A 14,785-nucleotide genomic window follows, 5' to 3' on the forward strand; every position below is an offset into this window, starting at 1 on the left:
AAGGGGAGCGACACCTTTATGTCACAAGCACAAAGTATTTTATTAGAAAGCGGAACAAATGAATTAGAGATCGTTACATATACTGTTGGTGAAAACCTATTTAGTATTAACGTAATGAAAGTACGTGAAATCATTAATCCATTCCCTGTTACAACTGTGCCAGAATCTCATCATGCAGTTGAAGGTGTTGTTCAAGTACGTGGTGAAATTTTACCAGTTATTAACTTAGCGACAGCTCTTAATTTAAAATCGACAAAGCCACTTGATCAAACGAAATTTATCATTTCAGAATTAAACCAAATGAAAGTGATTTTCCGCGTTGATGAAGTGCATCGTATTCAACGTATTTCTTGGGAGCAAATTGATGAACCAGCTTCATTATCTATGGGACTGGAAGAAACGACATCTGGTATTGTAAAACTAGATGGAAAAATCATCTTACTATTAGATTACGAGAAAATTGTATGTGAAATTAGCGGTACTGGTTATGATAATAAGTCACTTTCAAAATTAGAACAAAAAACAGATCGTGGTGAAAAAGTTATTTATATTGCAGAAGATTCAGCAATGCTTCGTCAAATATTAGAAGAAACATTATCAACAGCTGGATATACGAAAATGAACTTCTTTAGCAATGGTGCAGAAGCGTTAGCGCAAATTGAAAAGTTAGCGAAAGAGCAAGGTGAGAAAATGTTTGAACATATTCACTTGCTCATTACGGATATTGAAATGCCGAAAATGGATGGACACCATTTAACGAAAGTAATTAAAGATAGTGAAATCATGAATCGTTTACCAGTCGTTATTTTCTCTTCCTTAATTACAAATGAATTATTCCATAAAGGCGAAGCGGTAGGAGCAAATGCGCAAGTAAGTAAGCCAGATATTCAAGAGTTAATCGGCTTAGTAGATAAGTTAGTGCTTTAAAAGATTTTTAAAAGCACTTTTTTGCTTGAATAGAAGCTTTAGCCATGTGTGGCAGCGGTTAGTGCCTAATAGAGTCCTATGCCATGTAAGACCAGAGATATGAAGTGGTTTTGGGGAAATGTGGGAAGTTGTATACTGAGAGAGTTTGAGAATAACCGGTGTACAGTTGCATTCTGTTTATCAAGAATTGGATAGCTAGCCATGCCATGTGAGACCAGAGATATGAAGTGGTTTTAGGTAAATAGAAGAAGTAAAGATTTGTAGACTCTATTATTATAGTGGAGAGAAGGGAACTAGCCATGTGTAGTATTGGTTAGTTCCTTTTTAGTGTTCTATATTTTGTATAGGTGGAAAGATGGAACGTTTTTGGAGTGTTTGTGGTTGTATGTATGAACAATCTTTATTTGAAGATTTTTGATTTGAAAATATAAAAATGTATCTTTGGGTTATTTTAGTAATTTTTCGTGATAACGCAAATTTTTTCGGTGAAATTACATTCTAAATACCATATAATATAATTAAAAGTGATTAATATGCAATTATGCATATTAATGAAAAAATCTTTTTCTATTTCTATACTTTCTATACATTTTTGTATGTTTATTATTTGACAGACAATTTCGAAATGTTATAATATGGATATGAAAAAATTTCTATTTTCTAAAAAGACATGGGAGTCAGATGAGAATTGTGAAAGGATGAGGGGGAGTGGCACAGATTATGTATCACCACATAGCAATCAATGTATTAAGTCTCTTACAAAACATGTCAAATAATAAAATGAACGATATGCAACTAGAAGCGGAATTTAAAAAAATAGAAAAACAATTCCAAGTAAAATATGAAGAACTAGTTGATTTACATAATAGAATGGTATTATTTCAAATAGATGTAGAAAAACATGGTGGGATGCGAGCATATGAAAAATCAACGATCACGTGGCTCAAGTCTGAACTAGAGTTACTGTATGAAGTGTATCAATTTTGCCAACGTCACGGTTTAAACATTATTAATATTTCAAAGTATGTTAGTAAAAACGAACTAAATCTATTCCCGAAAACAGAAAGTCAGTTACAAAATACGTATTACAAATTAAAAAAACGTGAAATACCGTTTGAAAATATTGAAAAACAAAAACCTGGACGAAAACGAAAATATACACCTGTAAAAGAAACAATCGTTGAAATGAAAAAAGAAAACAATCAAGTATTAAAAGAGGAAATCCAGCATAAAGAGAGTGAAAAAAGCCTCGTAACAGTTATATCTGGTATCGTTGATAACTTTGAGACAATTAGTCAACATAGTGAAAGAAAAGAAGATGAACTGCATCAGTTTATGGAAGGTATTTATAAGCTTTCTAGCATGGCTGCAGGGCATTTTAAAGAAGAGTCTAATAGAAGCAACCTGGAAAGTGAACTGAGAGCGCTACGATCGGAAAATGAACGATTAAAACGAGAAAAAGAAGAACTTGTGCAAGATGTGAAAGATATGACGCAACAGTTAGTTTATTTCATTAAAAGTTCTGACGTCGATCAAATTCGTAAATTACCAACTTTCGTACAAGATTGTAAAACAGAATTAAATAAATTAGGACTATATAACGCACAAGATGGAAAAATGAAAATAAGGATCGACCGTAGAGGACAAGTTATGACGGTAGCGCCATAGAAGTATGGGGTACAAAATAAAAGGGAAGTACATAGTGTATATGTATTTCCCTTTTGCTTTTGTATGGAATCGTTTCAAAGAGTGGAATGACAATTATGATTGCAGTAATTTATATACCATTTGCGGAATTTGATTCGCTTGTGAAACCATACTAAGTGCAACTTCGGTTAACAATTTAAATTTTAAAAAGTCACTCATCTCTTGCGCCATATCCGCATCCTCAATTCGAGAGGCAGCATCTGTTAACGCTGTACTTTGGCTATTTAAATTTTCGATATTAAACTGCAGTTGATTGATCATAGCCCCGAGGTCAGCACGGTGAAGTGATACGTTTTGTAAAGCTTCTTCAATTTTACGAATCGCCGCTCTTGCTTCTTGTTCTGTTGAAATGTTGATGTCATGTTGTGTAGGGGAAGGGGAGATATGTTTCGTTACATTTACTGTATGACCAATATCATCTAACGTAACAGTCCGGTTTTGACCGTCAAATACGGATAAATCATTAAACTCAGTCGTCTCATCAATATAGCCAATTTGCTCTGTTAAAGATTGAAACTCTTTATTTAGTGAATCACGGTTTTTACTGGAATTTGTACCATTTGCAGATTGAACAGCTAAATCACGCATACGCTGTAAAATATTTGTCACAGTTTGAAGGGCAGCTTCCGCTGTACGCAGCATCGATATCGCATCCTCATTATTTCGAATCGCCACGCGCATACCACTCGCTCTCGCATGCATACGAGTCACAATCGCAACATTTGCAGGATTATCAGAAGCATGATTTAACTTCTTACCAGTCGCCAAATGCTCCATTGCAACATTCATACGTTTTTCATTTTCATATAGTGATTGCCTAGCATTCATACTCAAAACATTCGTACCAATACGCATAATAGACACTCCTTATAGATTGATATAGTCGGTATCTCTTAATCTAATAAACAGCTATGAACAGAAAAAGAGACTTATGCTTATCTTCTAGTTGTGTTTTAACATGAGAGGGGATAAAGATAGGCACTGACCGCTTCTACGCCACGCGGATGCTCTCTCCCATCAAAAAAAGGAAGGTTTTACAAAAAATAAACCTCTCCGCAAACAGAGAGGTTTATTCATGAAACTAACTCAAATGGATTATTGTAATAATTTAGAAACCATTTGTGGAGTTTGGTTTGCTTGAGAAAGCATGCTGATTCCAGCTTCGTTCAAGATTTTGAACTTAGTCATTTCAGACATTTCTTTCGCCATGTCAGCGTCTTCGATTTGAGAAGCAGAAGCAGCCATAGCAGAAGATTGACTCTTAAGGTTGTTTACATTAAAGTCTAAACGGTTTAATGTAGCACCTAAAGTTGCACGGTTGTCAGCAACAGTTTTAAGAGCTGCATCAATTTGTTTAACTGCATCTAATGGCATTGCATTTGCAGGATTAAGAGCTTCTTTAGCGTTTTCGTAAGTTTTAACTAAACCTTTTGCAGTGTCGTCTTTTTCTAAAGCCTTAGTTGCATTTTCAAGGGCAGCTTGTTTATCTGCATCAGTCGGAGCAGCTTCAGCAGCGGCTTTAGCAACTAAATATGCATTTGCAGTATTATTTTGTGTTGCAGCCTGTTTAGCATCATCCATAGTTTTAACTAATTCTTTAGCAGCAGGATTTTCGTCGAAAGCAGCTTTTGCTTTATCAAGGTCAGAGATAGCTTTTTTAGCATCATCATTAAGAGCAGTTAGCTTATCACCGTATGTTGTAGCAATATCTTTTGTTGTTTGATTAGCAGCATTAAAGGCAGCCAGCTTAGCATCATAAGTTGAAACGATGTCTTTTGTTGTTTGATTAGCAGCATTAAAGGCAGCCAGCTTAGCATCATAAGTTGAAACGATGTCTTTTGTTGCTTTTTCAGCACTAGCAAGAGCAGTTTTAGCTTCATAATAGTTTTTAGCAGCAGCCTCTGCGTCCATTTTCTGTTTAGCTTGTAAAGTATCGGCTTCTAAATTTGTATCACCAGGTGCAGCATCAGAAAGTTTTTTAGCATTCTCATAATCAGTAACTAAACTTTGTACTGCAGGATCTGCAGCATCAAAAGCAGTTTTAGCTTCAACATAAGCTTTAGCAACAGCATTATCTTCCATTGCAGTTTTAGCCTCAACATAAGCTTTAGCAACAGTATCGCCATCAAGAGCAGTTTTAGCCTCAACATAAGCTTTAGCAACAGTATCGCCATCAAGAGCAGTTTTAGCAGTGATAAATTCAGTCGCTGCCACATTTTTTGCTAATGCGTCTTTAGCGTCAACGTAATTTTTAGCTTCAGTACTTCCAACAGCACCAACTGTTAAGTCTTTGATTCCTAATGCATTAAGAGTAGCAGACTTTAAATCGATACCGATTTGTTTAGTAGAATCATGTGAGTCAAGAGTTTGGATGTTAATAGTTTGGTCACCGTTTAATAGGTTTTTGTCATTGAATTGTGTGTTATCTGCAATGTAAGTAATTTGCTCTTTTAATGCAGCAAATTCTTTTTGAAGAGCAACTTGGTTTTTGTCAGTGTTCGTACCGTTCGCAGATTGGTTGGCGATGTCACGCATACGAAGTAAGATGTTAGATACTGAGTTCATTGCTGAGTCAGCTGTACGGATTAAAGACATACCGTTTTGCGTGTTGTCAGCAGCTACGCTTAATCCGCTTTCACGAGCACGCATACGAGTTGCGATTGCAAGACCTGCTGCATCGTCAGAAGCGTTGTTGATACGTTTACCACTTGATAAACGGTCCATAGCGTTACTCATTTTAGCTTGGTTTTGGCGCATGTACTCTTGTGTACGCATGCTATTAATGTTTGTATTAATTCTCATGTTAAGAACCCCCATTTTTTTATATTGAGTTTTCTGCAAATTGAAAAACGGTAATATGCAAAAAAAACAATTTCGAATTTATTGTAAGCCTTGCTATAATGGGTGTCAACTGAAAATTTGAATTAATAAATATAAAAAAATAACAGTTTAACAATTTAGTCGTTTTTTTATTACAATATAATTGCAAAGGATTATTGCAAACTTTACGAAAAAACTCTAATATTAGATTATCTTTGTTTACCGAAAAGGTGATATTATGGTAGTTGGAAATATAGTAAAAGAAGTACTTGCATATAAAAAAGGACAGTTTCAGCAAAAGTTAAGTAGTCCGCAGGCGTTCGTTAGTAGTCGCTTTCAAGAAAAGTTGCAGAGCGAGCCTATGAAGGAGACGAAGGCTACTATGCAGGCGGTAAAGGTAGAGGATATGAGTCAGCCGGTACAATCTACGAAAATAGAAGCGGTTGTGAATAAACCGGAAGCATCTATTCATAAAGTAGAGGAAGTAAGTAAACCGGAAGAAAAGTCTGAAACGAAGAAAGCCGATGAAGTGCAAGTGGCACAAAAAGAATTCGAACGACGTTTCCCGGAAACGAAAAATGAGGCTGTAGATACGTGGGGGTTAACGAAGAAGTATAATATTCAAAAAATACGTTCTTCAAATGAAGGGAAGTATGAGGATATTATAGATAGAGTAAGTCGTACATACGGAATTCCGAAAACGTTAATTCAAAAAATGATTGAAGTAGAGTCTAATTTTAATCCGAAAACGGTGTCACATGCAGGTGCGATGGGACTTATGCAGCTTATGCCGGCGAATGTAAAAGAGATGGGTATAAAAAATCCGTTTTCACCAGCTGAAAGTATTGAAGGCGGCGTGAAAGAGTTAAGCGGTTATTTAAAGAAAAATAACGGTGACTTAGTATTAGCGCTTGCTTCTTATAATGCTGGCCCTGGTAATGTGAGAAAGTACGGAGGCGTACCACCATTTAAAGAAACGCAAGGATATATTAAAAAAATATTAAATATCGACGTTTCAAAATAAGAAGTTTCATATATAAAGAGAACATGAAATTTTCGTGAACATGATATGGGAGTTGGCTAGATTTGAAATTACAAGATGATATTCCGTTAACAATTTATTTTGAAATCGGAAATACGAAAAAGAAAATTGAAGATCTGCTTCATATTACGAAAGGTACATTGTATCGTCTTGAAAATTCAACGAAAAATACGGTACGTCTTATGCTTGAGAATGAAGAGATTGGAACCGGGAAGATTTTGACGAAGAATGGAAAGATGTACGTTGAAATCGTTGAATTGAAAAGGTAGGGAAGGGGATTTTCATGAGCGGAGATAAATTAAGCCAAGAGCAAATTGATGCCCTGCTGAAGGCGGTAAATGAAGGCGAGGAAATGCCAGCTTTCGCACAAGAAGCAGGGAAGCAAGATAAATTTCAAGAGTATGATTTTAATAGACCGGAGAAGTTCGGTGTTGAGCATTTACGTAGCTTGCAAGCGATTGCTTCTACGTTTGGAAAACAGACGTCACAGACGTTGTCAGCGCGTATGCGTATTCCGATTGACTTAGAGCCTTCGACAGTTGAGCAAGTTCCATTTACGAGTGAGTATGTGGAGAAAATGCCGAAAGATTATTATTTATATTGCGTCATTGATCTCGGACTTCCAGAGCTTGGAGAAATTGTTATTGAGATTGATTTAGCATTTGTTATTTACATTCATGAGTGCTGGCTTGGCGGGGATAGTAAGCGTAATTTTACGATGCGTAGACCGTTAACAGCATTTGAGTTTTTAACGCTTGATAATATATTCTCGCTTTTATGTAAAAATTTAGAGCAATCATTTGAAAGTGTTGTAGCGATTAAACCGACATTTGTAACGACGGAGACAGATCCGAATGCACTTAAGATTACGACAGCAAGTGATATTATTTCATTACTAAACGTAAATATGAAAACAGATTTTTGGAATACGACGGTGCGTATCGGTATTCCGTTCTTATCTGTTGAAGAAATTATGGATAAGTTAACGTCTGAAAATATTGTCGAACATTCTTCAGATAAGCGCAAAAAGTATACGTCTGAAGTAGAAGTGAAAGTAAATCAAGTGTATAAACCAGTTCACGTTGCGATTGGTGAGCAGAAGATGACGATGGGTGAGATTGAACAAATTGAAGAAGGCGATATTATTCCGCTTCATACGAAAGTTTCGGATGAATTACTTGGTTATGTAGATGGAAAGCATAAATTTAATTGTTTTATTGGAAAAGATGGAACGCGTAAGGCGCTCTTATTTAAAAGTTTTGTAGAGTAGGAGGATCCATATGAAGCATGAAGTATCTCCTGTGTCATTAATGGGATTAGAAGAATTTGCAGGAAAGCGAAATGAAGCAAGTAAAGCACATATTGATACTGTTTCAGATATTTCGATTGAACTTGGTGTAAAGCTTGGAAAGGCATCTATTACGCTCGGTGACGTGAAGCAATTAAAAGTTGGCGATGTTCTGGAAGTAGAGAAAAACTTAGGACATAAAGTAGATGTATATTTAAGTAATATGAAAGTCGGCATTGGAGAAGCGATTGTAATGGACGAGAAGTTCGGTATTATCATTTCTGAAATTGAAGCTGACAAGAAGCAAGCTGCGCTTATGAAAGCGCAAAGTCAAATGCAAGATAAAGAGTAGAGGAGGAGTCATATGTCGTATATGACGACCTTATTTCAAGTCGTTTTACTGTTTGGTGCGCTCGGCTACGGTGCATATTATATGACGAAAAAGACGCGCAAACAGCAGTTTTTTAAGCAAGGTGAAAATGGCCATATTCAAGTGAAAGACGGTGTGTATTTAAATCATCAAACGAGCGCCTTTTTATTTGAAGTGGATGGTAAGCAAGTGTTCACTGTTATTAGTAATAACGGTGTTCAATCTGTGCAATTAACAGGAACAGGAAATCAGTTTCAACAAGCGCTAGAAGACGCGGTGAAGAGTGAAACGAAAAAAGTAGAGGATCCATCATGAGAATAAAGAAACAGTTATCGTTATTAGCCGTTATTTTCGTATTTTCTATCGTTTTTTCAATTATTTTTGTAAATCCAGCGTATGCAGCCCAAAACGGTTTTATTAATTTCGAAAATGGAAAAGAGTTTACGAGTAACTCAAGTGTACAGTTATTTGCGCTCGTTACCCTTTTATCATTATCTTCATCTATCGTTCTATTATTTACACATTTTACTTATTTTATGATCGTTCTTGGGATTACACGTCAAGGACTCGGGGTAATGAATTTACCGCCGAACCAAGTGCTCGTTGGACTTGCCTTATTTTTATCACTCTTTACGATGCAGCCTGTTCTTGGGCAGCTAAAGAGCGATGTGTGGGATCCGATGACAAAAGAGAAAATAACGGTAAGCCAAGCTGCGGAAACGACAGCGCCGATTATGAAAGAGTATATGTCAAAGCATACGTATAAGCATGATTTAAAAATGATGCTGAAAGTGCGCGGAGAAGAGTTGCCGAAAGATTTAAAGGATCTATCCTTATTTACGCTCGTACCATCCTTTACGTTAACGCAAATTCAAAAGGGATTGTTAACAGGGATGTTCATTTATTTAGCGTTTGTATTTATAGATTTGATTATTAGTACACTGTTAATGTACCTCGGGATGATGATGGTACCGCCGATGATTTTAAGTTTACCATTTAAAATACTCGTTTTCGTATATTTAGGTGGATATACAAAAATCGTCGACATTATGTTTAAAACGGTCGCCTGAAGCGTTTGATGCTATGTGATAGGAGTCATATAAATGAATACGTCACCAATTATAGATATTTTTCAAACCTTTTTTTATAAAGGGGTTATGATTTTAATGCCGGTTGCCGGCGTTAGTATGATTGTCGTTATTATCATCGCTGTCATTATGGCAATGATGCAAATTCAAGAGCAAACGCTGACGTTTTTACCGAAAATGGCGAGTATTGTACTCGTTATTATCATTTTAGGTCCGTGGATGTTTCAAGAGTTAACGACGCTTATTTTAGATTTATTTGATAAAATTCCATCGCTATTGCGTTCGTACTAAGATAGGGGAACTGAAATGAATATGGAATTATGGGCGGCGACGTTTTTTGCGTTTTGCCGCATTACTTCATTTTTATATTTTTTACCGTTTTTCTCAGGTCGATCCATTCCAGCGATGGCGAAGGTTACATTTGGACTTGCTCTTTCCATTACCGTTGCCGATCAAGTTGATGTCTCTCACATAAAAACAACTTGGGACGTTGCAGCTTATGCTGGTACGCAAATTGTAATTGGATTATCACTTTCAAAAATTGTAGAAATGCTGTGGAACATTCCGAAAATGGCCGGGCATATTTTAGACTTTGATATCGGTTTATCACAAGCAAGTTTGTTTGATGTAAACGCAGGTTCACAGTCTACTTTACTATCAACCATTTTTGATATATTTTTTCTCATTATTTTTATTTCACTTGGCGGCATTAATTATTTCGTTGCCACGATTTTAAAGTCGTTTCAATATACAGAGGCGATTTCAAAATTGCTGACGACTAGTTTTTTAGATAGTCTACTCGCAACGTTATTATTTGCGATTACATCAGCGGTTGAAATTGCTCTTCCGCTCATGGGAAGCTTATTCATCATTAACTTTGTTTTAATTTTAATCGCAAAAAACGCTCCGCAATTAAACGTTTTTATGAATGCGTACGTTATTAAAATTACATGTGGTATTTTGTTTATTGCGATGAGTGTACCGATGCTCGGTTATGTGTTTAAAAATATGACGGATGTATTGCTTGAGGAATATACGAAACTATTTAACTTTTTCTTAACGAAGTAGGGGGACGCGCATGGCAAAGGATAATAAAACAGAAAAGGCCACCCCGCAGAAGCGTAAGAAATCGCGTGAAGAAGGGAATATTGCCCGGAGTAAAGATTTAAATAATTTATTTTCCATACTTGTGTTAGCAGTTGTCGTTTACTTTTTTGGAGATTGGCTAGGGTTTGAGATTGCCAATTCTGTATCGGTGCTGTTTGATCAAATTGGAAAAAATACAGATTCAACCGAGTATTTTTATATGATGGGGATGTTACTACTAAAAGTATCAGCACCGATATTAATACTCGTATACGCTTTTCATTTATTCAATTATATGATTCAAGTCGGTTTCTTATTTTCTTCTAAAGTTATTAAGCCGAAAGCGTCACGTATTAACCCAAAAAATTATTTTACGAGATTGTTTAGTCGTAAAAGTTTAGTAGATATTTTGAAATCACTGTTTTATATGGGATTAATCGGTTACGTTGCTTACGTTCTCTTTAAAAAGAATTTAGAGACAATCGTGAGTATGATTGGATTTAACTGGACTGCGTCACTTACTGAAATTATTAGACAAATTAAATTTATCTTCTTAGCTATTTTAATTATATTAATCGTTCTTTCTATTATTGATTTTATTTATCAAAAATGGGAGTACGAACAAGATATTAAGATGAAAAAAGAAGAAGTAAAACAAGAGCATAAAGATAATGAAGGGGACCCGCAAGTAAAGGGGAAACGAAAAAACTTTATGCACGCCATATTGCAAGGGACAATTGCGAAGAAAATGGATGGCGCAACGTTTATTGTAAACAACCCGACTCATATTTCAGTCGTACTCAGATACAATAAACACGTTGATGCAGCACCAATTGTCGTTGCAAAAGGGGAAGATGAACTCGCATTATATATACGAACGCTTGCCCGTGAACAAGAAATACCAATGGTGGAAAATCGTCCGCTTGCTCGTTCTTTATATTATCAAGTCGAGGAAGATATGGCGATTCCAGAAGATTTATACGTAGCTGTAATTGAAGTTATGCGCTATTTAATTCAAACGAATGAACTTGAAGTATAATAGCGCGTTTGGAGGAGATCTCTTTGTTTAAGATAGATTCTGCAAGAACCTATTTTTCTATCTTTTTAGCAGCGTCATTCGTAGTGGCGCTCTTAATTCCACTTCCACCATTTATACTTGATATCATTATCGTTTTTCTACTAAGTATGTCAGTGCTTATTTATATGCGAGCGACAAGTATTAACGAGTGGGATGAATTAAAGTCATTTCCGACGATGTTGTTATTAATCGGGATTTTCCGCGTATCGATTAACGTATCGACGACGCGAGCGATTTTGACAAACGGAAATGCGGGTCATGTTATTGAAGAGTTCGGCCAGTTCGTAATTGGCGGGAACTTATTAATTGGTATCGTTATTTTTACAGTATTAATCATATTCCAGTTTATCGTTGCAAACGGTGCATCTCGTACAGCTGAAGTTGCAGCTCGTTTTACACTTGATTCTTTACCAGGGAAACAAATGTCAATCGATGCTGATTTAAACCAGCGTATTATTACAGAAAAAGATGCACAAGCAAAACGAAAAAAATTAAATATGGAAACAGAGTTTTACGGGGCGATGGATGGTGCCGGGAAGTTCATTAAAGGAGACGTTATTTTCGGGATTGTCATTTTATTCGTAAACATTATTTTCGGTTTAATTGTCGGAATGATGCAGCAAGGAATGAGCTTTGGTGAAGCTGCTCTTCATTACACACAGTTGACTGTCGGCGACGGAATTGTAAACCAAATCGGTTCGTTAATGCTTGCGATTTCAACAGGTATTATCGTAACGCGTGTATTTGACGGTTCACCAGATACAGTAACGGAAGGTATCTTTAAAGAGTTATTAGCGCATGAAGTCGTTGTATATGCGCTTGGCGGTTTATTTATCGCAATGGGTATTTTTACTCCGCTACCATTTCTACCATTCGCACTCGTTGGTGGAACAATTATCTTCTTAGGAATTCGAAATAAAAACCGAATGAAGAAAGAAAAAGAAGATGAGCTTCAAAAAGAATTAGAAATGATTCAAGGCGAAGATGAGCAACTGCAACAAGTGGAAGATTCATTTGGCGTATTTACAGATAAATATCCAATTATAGTAGAACTCGGCTTAGATTTAGCAGCACTTGTAAAGCAGAAAATTAACGGGGAAACAGCTCGTGATAAAGTTGTTCTTATGAGGAAATCGATTATTACCGACCTTGGTATTAACGTTCCTGGAATTAACTTTAAAGATAATACGAGTTTTAGACCACGCGGACGATACATTATTCGTATTAAAGGTGCGAAGGCAGCTGAAGGAGTTTTAAAATCAGGTTACTTATTAGCACTGAAAACACCGAATGTAATGGCCGATTTAGATGCAGAACCAGCGAAAGATCCAATTTTTGGCGAGGATGGATATTGGATTTTAGAACATATGGTACAAGATGCACAAATGAAAGGCTATCAAGTATTAGAGCCACTTAGCATATTAATTACGCATTTAGATGTTGTCGTTAGACGTAATCTTCATGAGTTAATTCAGCGTCAACATGTAAAAGACTTAATTAACTCCCTTGAAAATGATAACGGCGTTTTATTAGAAGAGATTAAGAAGAAAGAAATTGATTTATCACTCGTTCAAAATGTTATTAAACAATTGCTAAAAGAAGGTATTTCTATTCGTGATTTACCAACTATTATTGAAGGTATTATTGACGGAAAAGAAATTTATCAAAATCATGTTGACGGCGTAACGTCATTCGTCCGTGAATGTATTTCAAAAGTGATTTGTGAAAATGCGAAAAATCCTGACGGGAAAATATATGCGGCGCTCTTCTCAGATTCAATCGAGTTAGATGCAGACGTTGTGAACAATTCTTATCAAGGTTATTTATTAAACTGGGATTTAGACTTAGAAACGCGAGTCGTTGAACAAGTACAACGCGTATTGAAACAAGCGAGGTTAATGGGGAGAGAACCAGTATTATTAACGCGTAGAAAAGATTTCAGGTTTGCGATTGTAAGACTTCTTGAGCGTTATCAAGTAGAAGCGCAAGTACTTTGTATTAGCGAATTAGCACCAGAAATTGTTGTGGATCAAATTGCCTATATTGAATAGTAGGGGGTGAAGTAATGGAAAGTACAGAAAAGAAAGAAGCGTTAATGCGAATAAAAGCAGCTTCGAAAAATGAATTGTATCGAAAGTTATTTGACCAATATGGTACAGATTATTATTACGTTGTCGATGAAAGTGTAAAACGAAATATCCCGTTTTTTTGGAAAAAGAATTATGAAATGTTAGTTGCTTTTCCAGAGGATAAACAGGAAGAAGTGAATGAAGGTACAGCTCAATTTCATGAACAATTAATGGATGTTGTAAATGATTTTTCAGAACAAATTGTGAAGGCGAACGGAATTCAATCGGTACTGCACAATTTAGAAAACGTGACAACTCCTATGTCATACGCGGCGATGCAAACAGGAAATAGTGAAGAATGGGCAAGAAAGAAAGAGAAACTATTAAAGCTGTTTGAAAAAGGTATCGTCGTTGTGAAACAGACAGAAGAAACGAAAGTAACGAAAAAGCAAAAGGCTGTGAAGAAAGTCGTTCCTGTCAAAAAAGAAGAAGTAGTTGTAAAAAAAGAAAAGCAAGAATCTGTACCATTTATTATTCAAAAAGTAATTCGCATGCTAGAGCAAAACGATGTAGAACAATACTTCATTCATGCATATGCTGAAAAGTTAAAAGTGAAGTTTGAGAATGCAACGATGATTACAGAAGAAGAAGTAATCGAATATATATTGGAAGATATGAGATCTCATTTCAATACGGAAAACGTATTTGAAAAAGAAGTACAAACAATTGCATTAATCGGTCCAACTGGTGTTGGAAAAACGACGACACTTGCGAAAATGGCGTGGCAATTTCACGGTATGAAAAAAACGGTTGGTTTTATTACGACAGACCATTCGCGCATTGGGACAGTACAGCAATTGCAAGATTACGTAAAGACAATTGGATTTGAAGTAATCGCTGTGCGTGATGAAGCTGCAATGACAAGAGCGCTTACGTACTTTAAAGAAGAAGCGCGCGTCGATTATATTTTAATTGATACAGCTGGGAAAAATTATCGTGCGTCAGAAACAGTGGAAGAAATGATTGAAACGATGGGACAAGTAGAGCCAGATTATATTTGTTTAACGTTATCAGCTTCGATGAAAAGTAAAGACATGATCGAAATCATTACGAACTTTAAAGATATTCATATTGATGGTATCGTCTTTACGAAATTTGATGAAACGGCAAGTAGTGGTGAATTGTTGAAAATTCCAGCAGTATCATCAGCTCCTATTGTATTAATGACAGACGGACAAGACGTAAAGAAAAACATACATATCGCTACAGCGGAACATTTAGCGAAACAAATGTTGCAAACATCATAGAAA

15 protein-coding genes are annotated in these 14,785 nt (G+C 36.0%); 13 read left to right on the forward strand and 2 right to left on the reverse strand.

All coding sequences use genetic code 11. The features are described from left to right. Positions 1-18 precede the first annotated feature (18 nt). Positions 19-927 carry a chemotaxis protein gene (locus tag PDQ40_RS01490; RefSeq protein ID WP_270691194.1) on the forward strand — a complete coding sequence of 303 codons (909 nt, stop codon included), beginning with the start codon at positions 19-21 and terminating at the stop codon, positions 925-927. A 720-nt stretch (positions 928-1,647) separates the two neighbouring features. Next, on the forward strand, positions 1,648-2,595 hold the full coding sequence (locus PDQ40_RS01495) for a DNA-binding domain-containing protein (protein ID WP_270691397.1): 948 nt from the start codon (positions 1,648-1,650) through the stop codon (positions 2,593-2,595). Between the two features lie 93 nt (positions 2,596-2,688). Here PDQ40_RS01495 and PDQ40_RS01500 read toward each other — a convergent pair whose 3' ends face one another. Beyond that, positions 2,689-3,489: a flagellin N-terminal helical domain-containing protein gene (locus tag PDQ40_RS01500; protein ID WP_270691195.1), complete on the reverse strand. Its 801-nt coding sequence runs from the start codon at positions 3,487-3,489 to the stop codon at positions 2,689-2,691. Between the two features lie 240 nt (positions 3,490-3,729). Next, complete coding sequence (locus tag PDQ40_RS01505; RefSeq protein ID WP_270691196.1) at positions 3,730-5,436, reverse strand: flagellin N-terminal helical domain-containing protein; 1,707 nt, start codon at positions 5,434-5,436, stop codon at positions 3,730-3,732. A 256-nt stretch (positions 5,437-5,692) separates the two neighbouring features. Here PDQ40_RS01505 and PDQ40_RS01510 point away from each other — a divergent pair, with 256 nt between their 5' ends. From PDQ40_RS01510 to flhF, 11 genes are all read left to right on the forward strand, one after another. Beyond that, complete coding sequence (locus PDQ40_RS01510; RefSeq protein WP_270691197.1) at positions 5,693-6,478, forward strand: lytic transglycosylase domain-containing protein; 786 nt, start codon at positions 5,693-5,695, stop codon at positions 6,476-6,478. Positions 6,479-6,540: 62 nt separating this feature from the next. Continuing rightward, a complete protein-coding gene (locus PDQ40_RS01515) occupies positions 6,541-6,765 on the forward strand; it encodes a flagellar motor switch protein FliN (protein ID WP_000775712.1) in 225 nt (74 codons plus the stop codon). Positions 6,766-6,779: 14 nt separating this feature from the next. Continuing rightward, entirely contained in the window at positions 6,780-7,766 is a 987-nt protein-coding gene (gene fliM, locus PDQ40_RS01520; RefSeq protein ID WP_242260796.1) for a flagellar motor switch protein FliM, read from the forward strand. Between the two features lie 10 nt (positions 7,767-7,776). Continuing rightward, positions 7,777-8,136: a flagellar motor switch protein FliN gene (gene fliN, locus PDQ40_RS01525; RefSeq protein ID WP_000680021.1), complete on the forward strand. Its 360-nt coding sequence runs from the start codon at positions 7,777-7,779 to the stop codon at positions 8,134-8,136. Positions 8,137-8,148: 12 nt separating this feature from the next. Then, the gene (locus tag PDQ40_RS01530) at positions 8,149-8,469 is read left to right on the forward strand and encodes a hypothetical protein (RefSeq protein ID WP_000121176.1); all 321 of its coding nucleotides are present in this window, start codon (positions 8,149-8,151) and stop codon (positions 8,467-8,469) included. Continuing rightward, entirely contained in the window at positions 8,466-9,224 is a 759-nt protein-coding gene (locus PDQ40_RS01535) for a flagellar type III secretion system pore protein FliP (RefSeq protein ID WP_001220586.1), read from the forward strand. The genes PDQ40_RS01530 and PDQ40_RS01535 overlap by 4 nt, the downstream gene beginning before the upstream one ends. Before the next feature lie 33 nt (positions 9,225-9,257). Then, entirely contained in the window at positions 9,258-9,533 is a 276-nt protein-coding gene (locus PDQ40_RS01540) for a flagellar biosynthetic protein FliQ (RefSeq protein ID WP_001098085.1), read from the forward strand. Positions 9,534-9,548: 15 nt separating this feature from the next. After that, positions 9,549-10,310, forward strand: coding sequence for a flagellar biosynthetic protein FliR (locus tag PDQ40_RS01545; protein WP_001055694.1), 762 nt, complete (start codon positions 9,549-9,551; stop codon positions 10,308-10,310). 10 nt (positions 10,311-10,320) lie between these two features. Next, positions 10,321-11,367 carry a flagellar type III secretion system protein FlhB gene (gene flhB, locus PDQ40_RS01550; protein ID WP_049112010.1) on the forward strand — a complete coding sequence of 349 codons (1,047 nt, stop codon included), beginning with the start codon at positions 10,321-10,323 and terminating at the stop codon, positions 11,365-11,367. A 23-nt stretch (positions 11,368-11,390) separates the two neighbouring features. Then, positions 11,391-13,457 carry a flagellar biosynthesis protein FlhA gene (flhA, locus tag PDQ40_RS01555; protein ID WP_044790337.1) on the forward strand — a complete coding sequence of 689 codons (2,067 nt, stop codon included), beginning with the start codon at positions 11,391-11,393 and terminating at the stop codon, positions 13,455-13,457. A 14-nt stretch (positions 13,458-13,471) separates the two neighbouring features. Then, positions 13,472-14,782, forward strand: coding sequence for a flagellar biosynthesis protein FlhF (flhF, locus tag PDQ40_RS01560; RefSeq protein ID WP_270691198.1), 1,311 nt, complete (start codon positions 13,472-13,474; stop codon positions 14,780-14,782). Positions 14,783-14,785 lie beyond the last annotated feature (3 nt).

This window comes from Bacillus cereus group sp. Bc061 (assembly GCF_027715825.1).
Taxonomy (GTDB): domain Bacteria; phylum Bacillota; class Bacilli; order Bacillales; family Bacillaceae_G; genus Bacillus_A; species Bacillus_A paranthracis.